The sequence below is a fragment of the Rhizorhapis suberifaciens genome, assembly GCF_014200045.1.
GTDB lineage: Bacteria > Pseudomonadota > Alphaproteobacteria > Sphingomonadales > Sphingomonadaceae > Rhizorhapis > Rhizorhapis suberifaciens.
Window position 1 is genome coordinate 98,323 of record NZ_JACHOV010000006.1, and the last position, 18,910, is coordinate 117,232.

The window sequence follows — 18,910 nt, forward strand, 5'->3', positions numbered from 1 at the left end:
GACGAAATCGTAGGCGATATTACGTATTTTGCGCTGCGGCAGGCTTGCCCCTAACCGTACATCTGCCTAAAAGCCGGCCTCAAGACGAGCAGCTTAGCGAGAGTCCATTTGGTCGACCTGTCCCAGTATCTACCGATCCTGCTGTTTCTCGGCGTGGCATTGGCGCTTTCGAGTGCGTTCGTGTTTCTGCCGATGGCGGTGTCTCGCCTGACGGGTGCGCACAAGCCGAACGCTGACAAGCTGTCGGAATATGAATGCGGTTTCCCCGCATTTGAAGATCCCCGCAGCCAGTTCGACGTGCGTTTCTACCTGATCGCCATTCTTTTCATCGTGTTCGATCTGGAGGCGGCGTTTCTGTTCCCCTGGGCGGTCAGCCTGGATGAAATCGGCTGGGCGGGCTGGGCGACGATGATGGTCTTCATTCTCGAACTGGTGTTCGGCCTCATTTATGCATGGAAGAAGGGAGCGCTCGATTGGGAGTAATACTTGATCCGCGCACCGAAGGGCAATTTCCGCCTGAAGGAACGCCGCCCGACCGGGCGTTTTTCGATGGCCTTTCGTCCGAAGTAACGGACAAGGGCTTTCTCGTCACCTCGACCGAGGAATTGTTCCAATGGGCGCGCACCGGCTCGCTCTGGTGGATGACCTTCGGCCTTGCCTGTTGCGCCGTGGAGATGATCCACGTCAACATGCCGCGCTATGACATGGAGCGCTTCGGTGCCGCTCCCCGCGCATCACCGCGTCAGTCGGACGTGATGATCGTCGCCGGCACCCTCTGCAACAAGATGGCGCCTGCACTCCGCAAGGTCTATGATCAGATGTCGGAGCCCAAATATGTCATCTCCATGGGCAGTTGCGCCAATGGCGGCGGCTATTACCATTACAGCTACAGCGTCGTTCGCGGATGCGACCGGATCGTGCCGGTGGACATTTACGTCCCGGGCTGCCCACCGACCGCCGAAGCGCTGCTCTATGGCGTGATGCAACTCCAGCGCAAAATCCGCCGCATCGGGACGATTGAACGCTGATATGAACCATCCCGCACCCAAATATGCCAGCAATGAAGGCGTAGCTGATGCGATCCGCGCTGCGCTTGGCAATGCCATAGTCGATCTGGTGGAAGCGGTAGGCGAAATCAGCGTCACTGTGGCGCGTGATGCGCTTCCCGCCAGTGTGACCAAGCTGCGCGACGATCTTGCTTATCAGCAGCTCATGGAAATCGCCGGCGTCGACTATCCGGATCGTCCGGAGCGGTTCGAGGTTTGCTACCATCTCCTCAGCCTCACGAAAAACCATCGCATCCGCGTCAAGGTCACGACCGACGAGGAACAACCGGTGCCCAGCATCACGGATGTCTGGCCGGTCGCGGGCTGGCTGGAGCGCGAAGTCTACGACATGTACGGTGTCATTTTCTCCGGCAATCCGGACCTGCGCCGTATCCTCACCGACTATGGCTTCAAGGGCCATCCCCAGCGCAAGGACTTCCCGCTCACTGGCTATGTCGAAATGCGCTATTCCGAGGAAGCCAAGCGGGTTGTCTATGAGCCCGTCAAGCTGGCCCAGGATTTTCGGACTTTCGACTTCATGAGCCCTTGGGAGGGCGCGGCCTACGTGCTGCCCGGCGATGAAAAGGCCAAGCCGGAAGCCCCAGGCGCGCCATCGCCCGTCAAGGCAGATGGGGAGAAGAAATGACCTCCGCAACCGAAGATCTCATGCAGGGCGATCCCGCAACTGCCGACGAAACCCAGATCCAGAATTACACTATCAATTTTGGACCTCAGCATCCGGCCGCCCATGGCGTTTTGCGCCTTGTGATGGAACTGGACGGTGAGATCGTCGAACGTGTCGATCCGCATATCGGCCTGCTCCATCGCGGCACCGAGAAGCTGATCGAGTATAAGACCTATCTTCAGGCGCTGCCCTATTTTGACCGCCTCGACTATTGCTCGCCGCTCGCCATGGAGCACAGCTATGTGCTGGCCATCGAAAAGCTGCTGGGCTTGGAAGTGCCGCTGCGCGCCCAATATCTGCGCGTGTTTTTCGCGGAACTGACCCGCATCTGCAACCACATGCTCAACCTCGGCTCGCATGTCATGGACGTAGGCGCGATGACGCCCAACCTCTGGCTGTTCGAAATCCGTGAGGATTGCCTCAACTTCTTCGAGCGCGCTTCGGGCGCGCGTATGCACGCGGCCTATTACCGGCCGGGCGGCGTCCATCAGGACGTGCCGCTGAAGCTCCTCACCGACATCGCCGATTGGCTCGACACCCGCCTGCCGCGCCTGTTCGAGGATGCGATGAGCCTGGTGGTCGACAACCGCATCTTCAAGCAGCGCAATGTCGACATCGCTGTGGTGAACAAGGAAGACGCCGTCAAATGGGGCTTTTCCGGCCCAATGATCCGAGGCTCCGGCATTCCCTGGGACCTGCGCAAGTCGCAGCCCTATGACATCTATGATCGCATGGACTTCGAAATTCCCGTCGGCACCAACGGCGATTGCTACGACCGCTTCATGGTCCGGGTCGAAGAAGTGCGCCAGTCCGCGAAGATCATGAAGCAGTGCCTTCAGCAAATGCCCGAAGGCCCCATCGCATCGCTCGACCGCAAGGTGGTCCCGCCCCGGCGCGGCGAGATGAAGCATTCGATGGAAGCGCTTATCCACCATTTCAAGCTCTATACCGAGGGCTTTCACGTTCCGGCCGGCGAAGTCTATGTCGCCACCGAAAGCCCCAAGGGTGAATTTGGCGTCTATCTGGTCAGCGACGGTTCCAACAAGCCCTATCGCTGCAAAATCCGCCCGACCGCCTTTTCCCATCTTCAGGCTATGGACTTTATGACCAAGGGCCACATGCTCGCCGACGCGACCGCTATATTGGGCGCGATTGACGTAGTGTTCGGGGAGTGTGACCGGTGAGAATAATCCTCAAAATCTGGGCGCCTGCCTTCGCAGGAGCACGGGAGGCATAATGGCTGACGCACCCCAAATTCCCGACGAAGCCGAAGTCCGCGCCCGCTGGGGCAATTTCGCCTGGACGGCGGAAAATGCCGAAAAGGTGAAGGACATCATCGCTCGCTATCCTGCGGGACGGCAGCAGTCGGCGGTGATGCCGCTGCTCGACCTGGCCCAACGGCAGGTGGGCGTCGAGACGCACACACAAGGCTGGCTGCCCATTCCGGTGATGGAATTTATCGGCCGCGAACTCGGCATGGCCTATATCCGGGTGCTGGAGGTCGCGAGCTTCTACACCATGTACAATCTTGCGCCCGTCGGCCGCTATCATGTGCAGGTCTGCGGCACCACGCCCTGCATGCTGCGCGGTTCGGACGATGTGTTTGCGGCCTGCAAGAACAAGGGGTTGGTGAAGGGCAAGACCACGCCCGATGGCCTTTTCACCCTCACCGAAGTCGAATGCCTCGGGGCCTGCGCCAACGCGCCGATGGTGCAGATCAACGACGATAATTTCGAAGACCTGACCTATGACAGCATGAACGCTGTTCTGGAGGCGCTGGCGAAGGGCGAGAGCCCAAAGGCTGGTCCCCAGATCGAGCGGCAGACGAGTTGTCCCGAGGGCGGGCCGACGAGCCTGAAAGAGATGGTCGGCGGGAATCATGATTACCGGGGGGAGTGGTGATGGCGTTCGACGTGACTCCCTCTCCCCTGCGGGGAGAGGGTCGGGGTGAGGGGGCTCAACGCCTCGGCTTTTTCCTCAACCTCGCACACCCTCACCCAACTTCGCCTGGCGGGCACAGCCCGCAAGGCCTCGTATCCCTCTCCCTGAAGGGAGAGGGGCTGGGAGTTCAGGGATGACCACCATCGCACCCCTTTCCGACAAGGACCGCATCTTCACCAACGTCTATGGCTTCCAGCCATGGAATATCGACGCCGCCATGAAGCGGGGCGATTGGGACAATACGAAGAAGCTGCTTGAAAACACGCCCGAAGAGATCATTGAGATCATGAAGGCGTCCGGCCTGCGCGGTCGGGGCGGGGCGGGCTTCCCGACCGGCCTTAAATGGTCGTTCATGCCGAAGGAAAGCAAGGACGGCCGCCCAAGCTTCCTTGTTATCAACGCTGACGAATCCGAGCCCGGCAGCTGCAAGGACCGCGAAATCATCCGCCACGATCCGCATAAGCTGATCGAAGGCGCGCTGGTCGCGGGCTATGCGATGCGCGCGCGCGCCGCGTACATCTACATTCGCGGTGAGTTCATTCGTGAGGCCGAAACCCTTTTTGCTGCCGTCAAGGAAGCCTATACGAAGGGTTTCATCGGCAAGAACGCCTGCGGTTCGGGCTATGATTTCGATGTCTTCGTCCACAGGGGCGCGGGCGCCTATATCTGCGGCGAGGAAACCGCGCAGATCGAAAGCCTGGAGGGCAAGAAGGGCCAACCGCGCCTGAAGCCCCCGTTCCCGGCGGGCGCGGGCCTTTATGGCTGCCCCACCACGGTCAACAATGTCGAAAGTATCGCGGTCGCACCCACCATATTGCGGCGCGGCGCGGCCTGGTTCTCAAGCTTCGGGCGGGAGAATAACAAGGGCACCAAGCTCTTCCAGATCAGCGGGCATGTGGTGAAGCCCTGCGTCGTCGAAGAGACCATGAGCATTTCCTTCCGCGAGTTGATCGACCGCCATGCGGGCGGCATTCGCGGCGGCTGGGACAATCTGCTCGCGGTCATTCCCGGCGGCTCCTCGGTCCCGCTGGTTCCGGCCAAGCAGATCATGGACGCGCCGATGGACTTCGATGGCCTCAAGGAGCTGGGCTCCGGTCTTGGCACCGCCGCCGTCATCGTCATGGACAAGTCCACCGACATCGTCCGCGCCATTTCGCGCCTCAGCTATTTCTACAAGCATGAAAGCTGCGGCCAATGCACCCCCTGCCGCGAGGGCACGGGCTGGATGTGGCGCGTCATGGAGCGCCTGCGCACCGGCGAGGCCGACATCAGCGAGATCGACACACTCTACGAAGTCACCAAGCAGGTCGAAGGCCACACCATCTGCGCCCTGGGCGACGCCGCCGCCTGGCCGATCCAGGGCCTCATCCGCCATTTCCGCCCGGAAATCGAGCGGCGCATCACCGAGAACAAGGGCAGCGCCCCGATGATGGAGGCTGCGGAGTAATCATGCCTAAACTAACCGTCGACGGCGTAGAGATCGAAGTCCCCGCGGGCGCAACCGTGCTTCAGGCATGCGAACTGGCGGGGAAGGAAATTCCGCGCTTCTGCTATCATGAGCGCCTCAGCATCGCGGGCAATTGCCGCATGTGCCTGGTCGAGGTGAAGCCCGGACCGCCCAAACCGCAGGCGTCTTGCGCGCTGCCCGCCGCGGAGGGGCAGGAAATCCGCACCGACAGCCCGATGGTGAAAAAGGCGCGCGAAGGGGTGATGGAGTTCCTGCTCATCAACCACCCGCTCGACTGTCCGATCTGCGATCAGGGCGGCGAATGCGACTTGCAGGATCAGGCGGTGGCCTATGGCAAGGGCTATAGCCGCTATGACGAGAACAAGCGGGCCGTCACCGACAAATATATGGGTCCGATTGTCAAGACGATCATGACCCGTTGTATCCAGTGCACCCGCTGCGTCCGCTTTGCCGAGGAAGTGGCTGGCGTTGAGGAAATCGGCGCGCTTTATCGCGGCGAGAATATGCAGATCACCAGTTATCTGGAACATGCGCTGACCAGCGAGCTGTCCGGCAATGTCGTCGATCTTTGCCCGGTTGGCGCGCTGACCAGCAAGCCCTATGCCTTCGAGGCGCGGCCCTGGGAACTGAAGAAAACACTCGCCATCGACGTGATGGACGCGGTCGGCACCAATATCCGCATCGACAGCCGGGGCCGTCAGGTGCTCCGCGCGCTGCCACGCATCAACGAGGATGTGAACGAGGAATGGGCGTCGGACAAGACGCGCCACGCTGTTGATGGCCTCGTCCGCCGCCGCCTTGACAGGCCTTATGTCCGCAAGGGCGGGAAGCTGGTCGAAGCCACCTGGGACGACGCGTTCACCGCTATTGCCAAAGCCGCCAAAAATGCCGGGAACAGTGTGGCGGCCGTAGCCGGGGACCTGCTCGACTGCGAAACCATGTTCGCCGCGCGTGAACTGGTGAAGGGCTGCGGCGGCACGATGTTCGAAGGGCGTCAAACCGGCCTTGCCTATGACGTGTCGAACCTTGCCGCGGTCAATTTCAACACGACCATCGCGGGCATCGAAACGGCGGACGTCATCCTGCTCGTCGGCACCAACCTCCGTTGGGAAGCGCCGCTGGTCAACACCCGCGTCCGCAAGGCGATCCGCAAGGGCGGGGCGAAGGTCTATGCCATCGGGCCCGAAACCGACCTTACTTACCCAGTCGAATGGCTGGGCAACGACGCTGGCCTGCTCACGAAATTGCCCAAGGCGGTGGCTGATGCGTTGAAAAATGCGCAGCGCCCCGCGATGATCCTGGGCGGCGGCACGCTGGCCAAGGATGGCGTGCACGGTGCGGCTCTCGCGCTGGCCGACATGCTCGGCTTGATCAAGGATGGCTGGAACGGCTTCAATGTCCTGCATTTCGTCGCCGCACGCATGGGCGGGCTGATGCTCGGCTATGCGATGGACGGCGGGATAAAGGCGATGGCGGCGGCCAAGCCCAAGCTGCTATTTTCGCTCGGTGCAGACGAGGCCGATTATTCGGCGTTCCCCGAAAGTTTCAAGGTCCATATCGGCCATCATGGGGATAAGGGCGCACATGCGGCCGATGTCGTCCTGCCCGGTGCGGCCTATACTGAAAAAGCCGGCACGTACGTCAATCTGGAAGGCCGGGTCCAGCGCGGCGACAAGGCGGTGTTCGCCCCCGGCGACGCGCGCGAGGACTGGACGATCCTGCGCGCGCTTTCGGAAAAGCTGGGCCGCACGCTGCCTTTCGACAGCTTCGAGCAGCTGCGCGCGAAGATGGTCGAGGCGGTTCCCGCGCTGGGAGTCGAAGGGCTTGCCACTTATGAATGGGCGCCGCCCAAGCTGTCCCTCAAGCCCGAGGGCGAGTTCGCCTACCCGATCAAGGACTTTTACCTGACCAACAGCATCTGCCGCGCCAGCCCGACCATGCAGCGCTGCTCGGCTGAGCTGCTGCATGGCGAAGAATTTGCGGAGGCGGCGGAGTGATGGGGACCTACGCAATCCTCCCCGGAAGGGGGAGGGGGACCGCACGGAGTGCGGTGGAGGGGGCTCGTGCCCTGACGCAAGGCTGCATCCGGAGGATAACCCCCTCCGTCAGCCGCTGCGCGGCCGCCACCTCCCCACAAGCGGGGAGGATTTGATATGACCGCTTTCTTCCAATCCCTCGGCCTGCCGTTCGAAGGCGCGTGGCTGATCGCCACCATCGCCGGCATCCTGCTCATCGCCCTGCCGCTGATGCTGGCGGTCGCGATGATCATCTATGCCGACCGCAAGATCTGGGCGGCGATGGCGCTGCGGCGCGGGCCCAATGTGGTTGGTCCCTTCGGCCTGCTGCAAAGCTTCGCGGACGGGCTGAAGGTCTTCCTCCAGGAAACCATTATTCCGTCAGCGGCCAATCGTGGTCTGTTCCTGATCGCGCCGATCATCACCTTCACCGTCGCATTGATGGCCTGGGCGGTGGTGCCGTTCGACGTGGGCGTGGTGCTAGCCGACATCAATGTGGGCCTGCTCTACATCCTCGCGATCAGTTCGCTGGGCGTTTACGGCGTCGTCATCGCGGGCTGGGCGTCCAACTCCAAATATCCCTTCTATTCGGCGATGCGCGCCTCCGCGCAGATGATCAGCTACGAAGTCTCCATCGGTTTCGTGCTCATCTCGGTCGTTCTCTGGGCGGGGTCGTTCAATCTTTCGACGATCGTTGAAAGCCAGAAGGGGCTGTACGGTTTCATCAACGGCAACGGCTTCAACCCCCTGCTCTTCCCGATGGCGGTAGTGTTCCTGATCTCCGCCATGGCCGAAACCGCGCGCGCGCCCTTCGACCTGACCGAAGCGGAAAGCGAACTGGTCGCGGGCTATCAGACCGAATACAGCTCCATGGCCTTCGCGCTCTATTGGCTCGGCGAATATGCAAACGTGATCCTGATGTGCGCATTGAACGCCATCCTGTTCTGGGGCGGATATCTGCCGCCCTTCGACTGGGCGCCGCTTTATGCCGTTCCGGGCATCATCTGGCTCTTCGCCAAGATCCTGTTCTTCTTCTTCGTCTTCTCCTGGGTGAAGGCGACCGTGCCCCGCTACCGCTATGACCAGCTCATGCGCCTTGGCTGGAAAATCTTCCTGCCGCTGTCGCTCTTCTGGGTGTTCCTGGTCTCAGGCTTCCTCATGCTGACGAGGTATGGGGGCTAAAATGGATCGTCGCGCGCTTATAATCTTGATGCTGGCGCTCATACCCCAGCCCGTTGCCGCTGCGGTGCTGGAAAAGGCTGACCAGGGCTTCAATTGCAGCTTTCAAATTGGCTTGGCGAGTGCAGAAAAGCTGACATTGTGGTATGGGCAGATGGGTAAGACCAATGCTAAAACGCCGCAAATTGTCGACGCGAGCAAACTTTTTGTTCGCGGTGGTATGACCCAAGGCAACCGGATGACATTTTGGGTGTCGGACGAATGGCCCGAAAAGTTCACTGTGAATTACTTTGAACCTGACAGAAAAGGCGGCATTCCATCCGCTTTGTTGAGCATCTTTAGTCGATCTAATGATGGCAAGCTCTTTCTTGCTGACATAAGTCATTTTGATCCCAAGGACGATAGCAGCTCGCAGGACGGGAAGATCACCCCAGTTAGGACTTATCGCGGTCTCTGCGAGGTAACGCTCGACGTAACGTTTTCCGCTTTCACGAATGGTGCGCAAAAATGATCGCCCACTACATCAAATCCTTCACCCTCTGGGAGTTCGTGAAGGCCCATTGGCTGACCTTGAAATATTTCTTCAAGCCAAAGGCCACGATCAACTACCCGTTCGAGAAGAACCCGATTTCGCCGCGTTTCCGGGGCGAGCATGCGCTGCGCCGCTATCCCAATGGCGAGGAACGCTGCATCGCGTGCAAGCTGTGCGAGGCGATCTGTCCGGCGCAGGCGATCACCATCGAGGCCGAACCGCGCGCCGACGGCTCCCGCCGCACGACGCGATACGATATCGACATGACCAAGTGCATCTATTGCGGTTTTTGCCAGGAGGCTTGCCCCGTGGATGCCGTCGTCGAAGGCCCGAATTTCGAATTTTCGACCGAAACACGGGAAGAGCTGATCTACGACAAGGCCAAGCTCCTTGAAAATGGCGACCGGTGGGAGCGGGCGATTGCCGCGAACCTTGCCGCAGACGCGCCCTACCGTTAAGCGCAGGCCCACCTGAAGGGGGAAGACCAAAAGTGATTCACGTCCTGGCCTTTTATCTGTTCGCCGCGCTGGTCATCGCCAGCGGCGCGCTGACGATATTCGCGCGCAATCCGGTGCACAGCGTGCTCTGGCTGATCATGGCCTTCTTCAATGCGGCGGGCCTGATGGTGCTGTTGCAGGCAGAGTTCATCGCCATGCTGCTGGTCATTGTCTATGTGGGCGCGGTCGCGGTGCTGTTCCTGTTCGTTGTCATGATGCTCGACATCGACTTTGCGGAGTTGCGCGCCGGTTTCGTGGAATATCTGCCCTTCGGCGCGATGATCGCGACGGTTCTGGCGGCGGAAATCGTCTTAGGCATCGGTGCGTGGAAAGCGGGTAAGGTCGAGTTGGGCCAGCGTGTTGCTCCGGTCGCTGCGGCCAAGCCGAATATCGAGGCCATCGGCGAACTGCTCTATACCCGCTACATCTTCCTCTTCGAAGCAGCCGGCATCATCCTGCTGGTCGCGATGATCGGCGCGATTGTCCTCACCCACCGCGCGCGTGGTGGCGTACGGGCGCAGAATGTCAGCAAGCAGAACCGTCGGCGGCCGGAAGAGGCCATCCGCACCGTCAATCAGCCGGTTGGGCAGGGGGTGGAGCTGTGATCGGTATCCAGCATTATCTGGTGGTCAGCGCGATCCTGTTCGTGCTTGGCGTTCTGGGCATTTTCATCAATCGCAAGAACGTCATCATCATCCTGATGGCGATCGAGCTGATCCTGCTCGCGGTGAACATCAATTTCGTCGCGTTCAGCGCCTATCTGGGTGATCTGGTGGGTCAGGTCTTCTCCATGTTCGTCCTCACCGTCGCGGCGGGCGAGGCGGCCATTGGGCTCGCGATCCTGGTCATCTATTTCCGTGGCCGCGGCACCATCGCCGTCGACGATGTCAACCGGATGAAGGGCTGAGCTTTGTCATGAATATCCAGCTTATTGTCTTTCTCCCTTTGTTGGCGGCTGCGATTGCGGGGCTGGGTAACAAGGCTATTGGCGCTCTGCCCGCCAAGATCATCACCACTGCCGGGCTGTTCATCTCCTGCGCATTGAGCTGGCCGATCTTCCTTGCTTTTCTAGGCGGTGAAGCGGAAGCCTATGTGCAGCCGGTGCTCACCTTCCTGCGCTCCGGCAACCTCAACGTCGATTGGGCGCTGCGCGTCGATACGCTGACCGCCGTCATGCTGGTCGTGGTCACTACGGTGTCCGCGCTCGTCCACCTTTATAGCTGGGGCTATATGGAAGAGGACCCGGATCAGCCGCGCTTCTTCGCCTATCTGTCGCTATTCACCTTCGCCATGCTGATGCTGGTGACGGCGGACAATCTCATCCAGATGTTCTTTGGATGGGAAGGCGTCGGCCTTGCCTCGTATCTGCTGATCGGTTTCTGGTTCAAGAAGCCAAGTGCCAATGCGGCCGCGATCAAGGCATTTGTCGTCAACCGCGTTGGCGATCTTGGCTTCATGCTTGGCATTTTCGGCACCTTCCTGGTTTTCGGTTCGGTTTCCATCCCTGAAATCCTGGAGGCCGCACCCGCGATGGCAGGGTCAACGATCAGCTTCCTTGGCACCAGCTGGGACACGATGACGATCCTTTGCCTGCTGCTGTTCATCGGCGCGATGGGCAAGTCGGCGCAGCTTGGCCTCCACACCTGGTTGCCGGACGCGATGGAAGGCCCGACCCCTGTGTCCGCGCTTATCCACGCCGCCACGATGGTGACCGCGGGCGTGTTCATGGTGTGCCGCCTTTCACCGATGTTCGAAACCAGCGATGTAGCGCTTGGGTTCGTTACCTTCATCGGCGCCGCCACCTGCCTGTTCGCCGCCACGGTCGGCACCTGCCAGAACGACATCAAGCGGGTCATCGCCTATTCGACATGTTCGCAGCTGGGCTACATGTTCTTTGCTGCGGGCGTGGGCGCTTATGGCGCTGCGATGTTCCACCTTTTCACGCACGCCTTCTTCAAGGCGCTGCTGTTCCTTGGTGCGGGCTCCGTCATCCATGCCATGCACCATGAGCAGGACATGCGCTATTATGGTGCCCTGCGAAAAGAGATCCCGCTCACCTTCTGGGCGATGATGGCAGGCACGCTTGCAATCACCGGCGTGGGCATCCTCAATGTCTTCGGCTTTGCGGGCTTCTATTCGAAAGACGCCATTCTTGAGGCCGCCTTTGCGTCTGGCAGTGGAGAAGGGGCATTTTATGTCGGCGCGTTTGCCGCGCTCCTCACCAGCTTCTACAGCTGGCGTTTGATCTTCCTCACCTTTTTCGGTAAGGCGCGCTGGGCCGCTTCGGAACATATCCAGCACGCCGTTCATGGTCATCATGAAGACCCTTCGGAAGAAGCGCCCGCACACGAGCATGACGATCATGCCGTTCCCACAGGCACAGCAGGTTATCATCCGCATGAAAGCCCGTTGTCCATGCTGATCCCTCTGGGTGTCCTGGCGCTGGGTGCGGTATTCGCGGGCTTCATCTTCCATCACCAATTTGTCGATGCCGAACATGGAGTAGAATTCTGGAAGGGCAGCATCGCCTTCGACACGCACCTGATGCACGCCATGCATGAAGTGCCGCTCTGGGTGAAGCTCACCCCCGCTGCCGTCATGCTGATCGGCCTCTTCATCGCTTATATGGCCTATATGCGACCGACTGGCTGGCCCGAACGGTTTACCAGCCAATTCCGGGTGCTGTACCAATTCCTGCTCAACAAATGGTACTTCGATCAGATTTACGATGTTCTCTTCGTAAAGCCCGCCTTCATTATCGGCCGCCTCCTCTGGAAGGGTGGTGATGAAGGAACGATCGACCGCTTCGGACCCAATGGCGCGGCAGCGCTGGTGGTTGCGGGCGGCCAGGTCACGCGCCGCATGCAGTCCGGCTATCTTTATACCTATGCTCTGGTGATGCTCATCGGCCTCTCAGCGGCAGTAACCTGGGCGATGGTGCGCTGATATGAACCAGCTCGACTTCCCGATTCTTTCGTTGATGCTGGCGGTGCCCATGGCCGCCGCCTTCGCCTGCCTTTATCTTGAGGCAAAGGCCGCCCGGCAGGTCGCCCTGCTCGCAACGCTGATCGACCTGGTTCTAGGCATTGTCCTCTGGATGAGCTTCGACACCGGCGTAGATGCCCCGCAATGGCAGTTCACCGAATATGCTCCCATCTTCGGTCGCTTCGCCTGGGCCATGGGAATTGACGGCATTTCGCTAATGCTGATCATGCTCACGCTTTTCCTGATGCCCATCTGCATCGGTGCTAGCTGGGTCAGCATCGACAAGCGGGTTGGCGAATATATGGCGGCCTTCCTGTTCATGGAAACGCTGATGATCGGCGTCTTCACCGCACAGGACATCTTCCTCTTTTACATCTTCTTCGAAGCTGGCCTCATTCCAATGTACCTGATCATCGGCATCTGGGGCGGCGCGAACCGGATTTACGCCAGCTATAAATTCTTCCTCTACACGCTGCTCGGCTCGGTGTTGATGCTGGTTGCGATGCTGTGGATGGTGCGTGAAGCCGGTACGACTTCGATCCCGGTACTGCTGGAATATGATTTCCCGGCCGGTGCTCAAAACTGGCTCTGGCTGGCGTTTTTCGCCAGCTTTGCGGTAAAAATGCCGATGTGGCCGGTCCACACATGGTTGCCCGACGCCCACGTTCAGGCGCCGACCGCTGGTTCGGTCATCCTGGCGGGCGTGTTGCTGAAAATGGGCGGCTATGGTTTTATTCGCTTCTCGCTGCCCATGTTTCCTCAGGCTTCGGCGGATCTCGCCTGGCTGGTGTTCGCGCTTTCGATGGTGGCGGTGGTCTACACCTCGCTCGTCGCGCTGGTGCAGAACGATATGAAGAAGCTGATCGCCTATTCTTCGGTCGCCCACATGGCGATAGTGACCGCTGGCCTCTTTGCCTTCAATCAGCAGGGTATTGAAGGCGCGATGATGGTCATGCTTGGCCACGGTCTGGTATCGGGCGCGCTGTTCCTTTGCGTCGGCGTGATCTATGACCGGCTGCATACGCGGGAGATCAACCGCTATGGCGGCCTTTCCATCAACATGCCGCGTTATGCCGTGCTGTTCCTGCTCTTCACCATGGCGTCGGTCGGTCTGCCCGGCACCAGCAACTTTGTAGGCGAACTGCTCTCTCTGGTGGGCGTTTACGAAGCGAGCAGTTGGGTAGCTCTCATCTGCGGAACCGGCGTGATCCTGGGTGCGGCCTATATGCTCTACCTTTATCGCCGCATCTGCTATGGCGAGCAGGTGAACAAGGATGCCGCTACCATGCCGGATCTTTCTGGACGGGAGCTTTGGCTGTTGGCGCCTATCGCGGCCGTGGTTCTCTGGATGGGCGTGTATCCCGAATCCTTCCTCGCTCCCATGCGGCAGGACGTGATCACCATTGCTGCCCGAATGGAGCCGGTAAAACCGGCAGGCGACGCACACTTTACTCCTGGCGAAGCAAAGGCCGCCGAGCCCCAAACCCACCATGCCGCCGAAGGGGAGGCACATTAATGATCGACGCAACCTCCCTGTTGATGGTGATGCCGGAACTCATCCTGACCGCCGCGGGCCTCATCCTTCTGATCGTTGCGGCTTATGCAGGTGACCGAGCCACGCAGGCCATCAACTGGCTTTCGGTTCTCTCACTGCTGGCGGCGGGCCTTTGGATGATCCGGGCGCCCCAGGGCGTGGCCTTTGACGGACTGTATAGCGCGGACGCTTTTTCGGCCTTTGCCAAGGCGCTCATCTACCTGTCAGCCGCCGTATCAATCATCATTGCCCCCCGCTTCTTCCTTCAGGGCGGAACACTCCGCGCCGAATACCCGATCCTGATTGTGCTTTCATCGATCGGCATGGGTATGATGGTGTCGGCGGCCGACCTGTTGACGCTGTATGTCGGGCTGGAGCTTACCAGCCTGTCCTCCTATGTCCTCGCCAGCTTCATGCGCAAGGACGAGCGTTCGGCCGAAGCCGGCCTCAAATATTTCGTCCTTGGCGCGCTTGCCAGCGGCATTCTGCTCTATGGCATTTCGCTGCTCTATGGCTTTACCGGCACCACCGCCTTTGGTGGAGTCTCGACAGCCATGGGCAACGGCATTTCGAATGGCGAACTGTTCGGTCTCGTCTTCGTTCTGGCGGGCCTCAGCTTCAAGATCAGCGCCGTGCCTTTCCACATGTGGACGCCGGATGTTTACGAAGGCTCGCCTACGCCTGTCACCGCCTTCTTCGCCAGCGCCCCGAAGGTTGCGGCTCTCGGCCTTACGGTCCGGGTGGCCATTGAGGCCATGGGTCCAGGAAGCAGCGCCTGGCAGCAGATCATCATCTTCCTGGCTCTTGCTTCCATCGTGCTTGGTGGCGTCGCGGCGATCAACCAGACGAATATCAAGCGTCTGCTGGCCTACAGCTCGATCAACAATATCGGCTTTGCGCTGATCGGCCTAGCTGCCGGAACGAAGGAAGGCGTGGCAGCCGTTCTCAGCTACCTTGCCATTTATGTGGTGATGACCCTGGGCAGCTTTGCATGCGTCCTGCAGATGCGTGACGCTGAAGGCAATCCGGTGGAGGAAATCTCCAGCCTTTCCGGGCTTTCCCAGTCCCGCAAGGGCCTTGCCGCCGCTATCGCCATCTTCATGTTCAGCCTGGCAGGTATTCCGCCGCTTTTCGGCTTCTGGGCCAAGTTCCTGGTGTTCGATGCGGCTGTAGGTGCTGGGCTCACGGCGCTTGCGGCAATCGGCATAGCGGCCTCGGTCATTGGCGCCTTTTATTATCTTAAGATCATCAAGACGATGTATTTCGATGAACCCGCGCCCGAATATGCACGGAGCACCAGCCTTGTCGAAAACGGCATCATAACTGTATGCGCGGCGGTCATCGTGCTGGGCTATCTATTGAACCCGATGCTCGATAGCGCAACAGCCGCGGCGGCACAGGCTCTGTTCTGACCGCCAATATCCGCACCATTGCCGAAACCGGCTCCACCAACGCCGACCTGCTTCAGCTGGCGGGGCAGGGGGTGCCTGAAGGCTTCTGGCTCCGCGCCGAGCAGCAGACCGGCGGCCGGGGTCGCCTGGCGCGCCATTGGGAAAGTCCGAAGGACAATTTCTATTGTTCCACCATCGTTCGCCTGCGCCCCTACGACCCATCGGCCGGCACCCTCGCTCTGGTGGCGGCGGTTGCGGTTCAGGAGGCTGTCAGCCTGTTCCTGCCGGATGAGCAAGTGATCATAAAATGGCCAAATGATTTGCTGATCGACAAGGCCAAGCTCTGCGGCATGCTTCTGGAACGCAGCGGCGAAGCCATTATCATCGGCATCGGCCTTAACATTGCGCATCACCCCGATCTTCCGGATCGGCCAGCCACGAGCATGGCGGCATTCGGCGCGGGTAATGTGGATCCCGGCTACTTGCTCGAATCCTTAACCGACATTTTTGCACGATGGCTGGACATCTGGCGCGCTCAAGGCATATCGCCCATTCGTGCACAATGGCTGAAGCATGCCCATCCCATCGGTACTGCGCTCAAGGTAAACCTGCCGGACGGTACTATGGTGGAGGGCCTGTTTTCGGGCCTGGACAATGGCGGAGCGCTGACCCTGCGCTTGGCGAACGGGAACAGCCATGTCATTCATGCCGGCGACGTTTTTTTGATCTAGACTCGATCCTCTTAGGTTGCTCCGGATCGAGACCATTTGTTGATTTTCCGTGATTTTCGAATTGGCAGATGTTCCCATCCGCCTCGAAATCACTCAAAGGGACTTGCTCCATGCTGCTTGCCATTGACGCTGGAAACACGAACGTCGTCTTCGCTCTGATAGAGGGTGAGGACATCCGCACGCGCTGGCGCATCGCCACCGACCCGCGCCGCACGGCGGATGAATATGCGGTCTGGCTAAATCAGCTTCTCATTTTGGAGGGCTGTGTCATGCAGGACGTGACCGACGTCATGATCGCGACGGTCGTGCCGCGCGCGCTCCACAATTTTCAGGTGCTGGCGAGCAAATATTTCAAGGTTGAGGCCTTGGTCGCGGGCGAGGCCTCCGCTGATTGGGGTATTGCGCTGGACGTGGAAGAGCCTGGATCGGTCGGCGCTGATCGCGTCCTTAACGCCATCGCCGCTCATCAACAATTTCCGGGCGACCTCATCGTCATTGATTTTGGCACCGCCACTACCTTCGATGTGATTGATTTCAACGGAGCCTATAAGGGCGGGATCATCGCGCCGGGCATCAACCTGTCGCTGGACGCTCTCGTCATGGCGGCCGCCAAACTCCCTCGCATTGCGGTCGAGCCTCCCTCAAGCGCTTCGGTTATTGGGCGCAATACGGAGGACCAGATGCACATCGGGGTCTTTTGGGGCTATGTTGCCATGATGGAGGGCCTTGTCGCCCGACTTAAGTCGGAAATCGGCCGGCCTGTACGCGTTATTGCAACGGGCGGCCTCGCCGTTCTGTTCGATCAGCACACCACCATATTCGATGCGGTTGCGTCCGACCTGACTTTGCAGGGACTGGCATTGCTGCATCAGCGGAGTTTGAAGAAATAGCATGACCACACCCGGCGACGAACTTCTTTTCCTGGCCCTGGGCGGGTCGGGCGAAATTGGCATGAACGTCAATCTTTACGGATGCCACGGCAAATGGGTCATGGTCGATCTGGGTCTGACTTTTTCCGATCCGGCCTATCCAGGCGTGGAATTGGTTCTGCCGGACCTTTCTTTTATCGAACAGCGCCGCGAAGACTTGCTCGGCATCGTGCTTACACATGGGCATGAAGATCATATCGGAGCGATTCCCTATCTGGCGGCCGATCTGGACGTGCCGCTCTATGCCACGCCTTTCACCGCGGCCCTCATTCGGGGCAAGCTGGAAGAGGAAGGTCTACTTGACGAAATCGACCTCAATATAATCGACAATGAAGGCAGCTTCGCGCTTGGGCCTTTTGGCTTCCGCTATATGCCGCTTGCTCATTCCATCCCGGAAGGAAACGCACTTCTTATAGAAACGCCTTATGGCCGCATTTTTCACACGGGCGATTGGAAGCTCGATGAGCGGCCATTATTGGGTGTACCCTCCACGCCCGAACAACTCACAGCGGTCGGTGACGAAGGGGTGCTCGCCCTTGTTTGCGATAGCACCAACGTCTTCAACCCTGAACCTAGCGGATCGGAAGGGGACGTTCACGCAGGTCTGCTAGACGTGATCTCGCAGGCGAAGCAGCGTGTGTTGGTGACGACCTTTGCCTCCAATGCCGCGCGACTGCAAACGCTGGGCATCATTGCAAAGGAGACGGGGCGGGCGGTCTGCGTCGCCGGGCGCTCACTTGACCGGATCATCGCCAACGCCAAGGCGTCGGGTTATCTCAAGGATTTCCCCACTCCGGTCGATTTCGACCAAGCCATGGATCTGCCCCGGAACAAGATTATGATCATTGCGACAGGGGGGCAGGGCGAACCGCGCGCAGCTCTGTCACGCATCGCGGGCGAAACTCACCGGTTGAAGCTGGAAATGGGCGATCTGGTCGTCTTCTCCTCAAAACAGATTCCAGGCAACGAAATTGCCATTGGCAAGATTCAGAACGCTTTTGCCGCCAAGGGCGTGGAAATGACAACTGACCGGCAGGCCCATGTCCATGTATCGGGTCATCCCGGACGTCCTGAACTGTTGTCCATGTATGGTTGGATCCGGCCGAAGATTCTCGTTCCCGTCCATGGCGAGTTGCGCCACATGGCGGAACAAGCGCGTCTTGGGCTTGAAGCTGGCGTCGCTGACGCAGTGTTTCAGAACAATGGCAATCTCGTCCGGCTTGCCCCCGGAAGGCCGGGAATCATCGGTTATGAACCGGTTGGCCGTCTCATTCTCGACGGCGATGTCATCTTGCCTGCCGACGGCGCTACCATGAATGAACGACGTAAAATATCCGTTCATGGTCAGATCAGCGTTGCCGTCGCGATGGATGCCGACGGTGACATTATCGGTGCGCCGGCTATTCGCATGCAGGGTGTGCCGATTGAAGAGGAAAAGGGCGCTTTCCTAATCGAAGCAACAGAGGCCACACAGGATGTGGTGGCAGAAGGCATTGCGGACCTTGAAAAGCTCCGCGAGAAAATCCGCTTGGCTGTCCGTCGTACGGCTACGCGGTGGACCGGAAAGAAACCGGTTGTCGACGTCTTGCTGATCGCGCAATAGTCCGGCCGATGCGTATTACGTCCATCATAGCAATTTATTCGCTTTTTTGGGTTCTGTCGGCCTTTCTCGTTCTGCCTTTCGGGGTCAGGACACCCGACGAAAGCGGCGAGAAGATAGTACCAGGCCAATCCCACAGCGCGCCGAGCAACTTCCGGCCGGGCGCTGTGGTGCTGCGGGCAACGGTACTGTCTGTGGTGCTTTTTGGCCTTTACTATGCCAATTATGTAAATGGCTGGATTGAGGCACAAGACCTGAATTTCTTCGGCGAGCCGCCAGCCTAAAGAATGATCATCTCAGGTTGAACCGCTTTTCCCGGGCCCCTCGACCGCCCGTAAGGCAGGCGTTCGGGATAAACTTCAGCCGAAGACTGAAGT

Annotated in this window: 18 protein-coding genes and 1 pseudogene; all 19 read left to right on the forward strand. The window is 59.6% G+C overall.

What is annotated here, in order from left to right:
- Window positions 1-108 precede the first annotated feature (108 nt).
- Entirely contained in the window at window positions 109-483 is a 375-nt protein-coding gene (gene ndhC, locus HNQ99_RS09010; RefSeq protein WP_184475325.1) for an NADH-quinone oxidoreductase subunit A, read from the forward strand.
- Window positions 453-1,028, forward strand: coding sequence for a NuoB/complex I 20 kDa subunit family protein (locus HNQ99_RS09015; protein ID WP_246414825.1), 576 nt, complete (start codon window positions 453-455; stop codon window positions 1,026-1,028). Before ndhC ends, HNQ99_RS09015 begins: the two co-directional genes overlap by 31 nt.
- 1 nt (window position 1,029) lies before the next feature.
- A pseudogene (locus HNQ99_RS09020) lies at window positions 1,030-1,674 on the forward strand (NADH-quinone oxidoreductase subunit C); the annotation flags it as partial.
- A gap of 38 nt (window positions 1,675-1,712) precedes the next feature.
- The gene (locus tag HNQ99_RS09025; protein ID WP_184475443.1) at window positions 1,713-2,915 is read left to right on the forward strand and encodes an NADH-quinone oxidoreductase subunit D; all 1,203 of its coding nucleotides are present in this window, start codon (window positions 1,713-1,715) and stop codon (window positions 2,913-2,915) included.
- Window positions 2,916-2,967: 52 nt separating this feature from the next.
- The gene (locus HNQ99_RS09030) at window positions 2,968-3,633 is read left to right on the forward strand and encodes a complex I 24 kDa subunit family protein (protein ID WP_184475327.1); all 666 of its coding nucleotides are present in this window, start codon (window positions 2,968-2,970) and stop codon (window positions 3,631-3,633) included.
- A 172-nt stretch (window positions 3,634-3,805) separates the two neighbouring features.
- On the forward strand, window positions 3,806-5,119 hold the full coding sequence (gene nuoF, locus HNQ99_RS09035) for an NADH-quinone oxidoreductase subunit NuoF (RefSeq protein ID WP_184475328.1): 1,314 nt from the start codon (window positions 3,806-3,808) through the stop codon (window positions 5,117-5,119).
- 2 nt (window positions 5,120-5,121) lie between these two features.
- Window positions 5,122-7,137, forward strand: coding sequence for an NADH-quinone oxidoreductase subunit NuoG (gene nuoG / locus HNQ99_RS09040; protein WP_184475329.1), 2,016 nt, complete (start codon window positions 5,122-5,124; stop codon window positions 7,135-7,137).
- 156 nt (window positions 7,138-7,293) lie between these two features.
- On the forward strand, window positions 7,294-8,337 hold the full coding sequence (gene nuoH / locus HNQ99_RS09045) for an NADH-quinone oxidoreductase subunit NuoH (RefSeq protein ID WP_184475330.1): 1,044 nt from the start codon (window positions 7,294-7,296) through the stop codon (window positions 8,335-8,337).
- A 1-nt stretch (window position 8,338) separates the two neighbouring features.
- Window positions 8,339-8,845: a hypothetical protein gene (locus tag HNQ99_RS09050; RefSeq protein WP_184475331.1), complete on the forward strand. Its 507-nt coding sequence runs from the start codon at window positions 8,339-8,341 to the stop codon at window positions 8,843-8,845.
- Window positions 8,842-9,324: an NADH-quinone oxidoreductase subunit NuoI gene (gene nuoI, locus HNQ99_RS09055; protein ID WP_184475332.1), complete on the forward strand. Its 483-nt coding sequence runs from the start codon at window positions 8,842-8,844 to the stop codon at window positions 9,322-9,324. The genes HNQ99_RS09050 and nuoI overlap by 4 nt, the downstream gene beginning before the upstream one ends.
- 32 nt (window positions 9,325-9,356) lie before the next feature.
- Window positions 9,357-9,968, forward strand: a complete 612-nt coding sequence (locus tag HNQ99_RS09060; protein ID WP_184475333.1) for an NADH-quinone oxidoreductase subunit J — start codon at window positions 9,357-9,359, stop codon at window positions 9,966-9,968.
- On the forward strand, window positions 9,965-10,270 hold the full coding sequence (gene nuoK, locus HNQ99_RS09065) for an NADH-quinone oxidoreductase subunit NuoK (RefSeq protein WP_184475334.1): 306 nt from the start codon (window positions 9,965-9,967) through the stop codon (window positions 10,268-10,270). Before HNQ99_RS09060 ends, nuoK begins: the two co-directional genes overlap by 4 nt.
- Before the next feature lie 8 nt (window positions 10,271-10,278).
- Window positions 10,279-12,309: an NADH-quinone oxidoreductase subunit L gene (gene nuoL / locus HNQ99_RS09070; RefSeq protein ID WP_184475335.1), complete on the forward strand. Its 2,031-nt coding sequence runs from the start codon at window positions 10,279-10,281 to the stop codon at window positions 12,307-12,309.
- 1 nt (window position 12,310) lies between these two features.
- Entirely contained in the window at window positions 12,311-13,864 is a 1,554-nt protein-coding gene (locus HNQ99_RS09075) for an NADH-quinone oxidoreductase subunit M (RefSeq protein ID WP_184475336.1), read from the forward strand.
- Window positions 13,864-15,294, forward strand: coding sequence for an NADH-quinone oxidoreductase subunit NuoN (nuoN, locus tag HNQ99_RS09080; RefSeq protein WP_184475337.1), 1,431 nt, complete (start codon window positions 13,864-13,866; stop codon window positions 15,292-15,294). The genes HNQ99_RS09075 and nuoN overlap by 1 nt, the downstream gene beginning before the upstream one ends.
- Window positions 15,295-15,341: 47 nt before the next feature.
- Window positions 15,342-16,004, forward strand: a complete 663-nt coding sequence (locus tag HNQ99_RS09085) for a biotin--[acetyl-CoA-carboxylase] ligase (protein ID WP_246414857.1) — start codon at window positions 15,342-15,344, stop codon at window positions 16,002-16,004.
- 110 nt (window positions 16,005-16,114) lie between these two features.
- On the forward strand, window positions 16,115-16,894 hold the full coding sequence (locus tag HNQ99_RS09090; protein WP_184475338.1) for a type III pantothenate kinase: 780 nt from the start codon (window positions 16,115-16,117) through the stop codon (window positions 16,892-16,894).
- 1 nt (window position 16,895) lies between these two features.
- Complete coding sequence (locus HNQ99_RS09095; protein WP_184475339.1) at window positions 16,896-18,536, forward strand: ribonuclease J; 1,641 nt, start codon at window positions 16,896-16,898, stop codon at window positions 18,534-18,536.
- A gap of 8 nt (window positions 18,537-18,544) precedes the next feature.
- Window positions 18,545-18,817 (forward strand): DUF1467 family protein, encoded by a 273-nt coding sequence (locus HNQ99_RS09100; RefSeq protein WP_184475340.1) that lies wholly within the window; start codon window positions 18,545-18,547, stop codon window positions 18,815-18,817.
- Window positions 18,818-18,910: the final 93 nt, after the last annotated feature.

Excerpts from the sequence above, each read along its gene's own strand:
- HNQ99_RS09015 (WP_246414825.1), top strand. The coding sequence starts at position 453 with ATGGAAGAAGGGAGCGCTCGATTGGGAGTAATACTTGATCCGCGCACC.
- HNQ99_RS09025 (WP_184475443.1), top strand. The coding sequence starts at position 1,713 with ATGCAGGGCGATCCCGCAACTGCCGACGAAACCCAGATCCAGAATTAC.
- HNQ99_RS09030 (WP_184475327.1), top strand. The coding sequence starts at position 2,968 with ATGGCTGACGCACCCCAAATTCCCGACGAAGCCGAAGTCCGCGCCCGC.
- nuoF (WP_184475328.1), top strand. The coding sequence starts at position 3,806 with ATGACCACCATCGCACCCCTTTCCGACAAGGACCGCATCTTCACCAAC.
- nuoG (WP_184475329.1), top strand. The coding sequence starts at position 5,122 with ATGCCTAAACTAACCGTCGACGGCGTAGAGATCGAAGTCCCCGCGGGC.
- nuoH (WP_184475330.1), top strand. The coding sequence starts at position 7,294 with ATGACCGCTTTCTTCCAATCCCTCGGCCTGCCGTTCGAAGGCGCGTGG.
- HNQ99_RS09050 (WP_184475331.1), top strand. The coding sequence starts at position 8,339 with ATGGATCGTCGCGCGCTTATAATCTTGATGCTGGCGCTCATACCCCAG.
- nuoI (WP_184475332.1), top strand. The coding sequence starts at position 8,842 with ATGATCGCCCACTACATCAAATCCTTCACCCTCTGGGAGTTCGTGAAG.
- nuoL (WP_184475335.1), top strand. The coding sequence starts at position 10,279 with ATGAATATCCAGCTTATTGTCTTTCTCCCTTTGTTGGCGGCTGCGATT.
- HNQ99_RS09075 (WP_184475336.1), top strand. The coding sequence starts at position 12,311 with ATGAACCAGCTCGACTTCCCGATTCTTTCGTTGATGCTGGCGGTGCCC.
- nuoN (WP_184475337.1), top strand. The coding sequence starts at position 13,864 with ATGATCGACGCAACCTCCCTGTTGATGGTGATGCCGGAACTCATCCTG.
- HNQ99_RS09090 (WP_184475338.1), top strand. The coding sequence starts at position 16,115 with ATGCTGCTTGCCATTGACGCTGGAAACACGAACGTCGTCTTCGCTCTG.
- HNQ99_RS09095 (WP_184475339.1), top strand. The coding sequence starts at position 16,896 with ATGACCACACCCGGCGACGAACTTCTTTTCCTGGCCCTGGGCGGGTCG.
- HNQ99_RS09100 (WP_184475340.1), top strand. The coding sequence starts at position 18,545 with ATGCGTATTACGTCCATCATAGCAATTTATTCGCTTTTTTGGGTTCTG.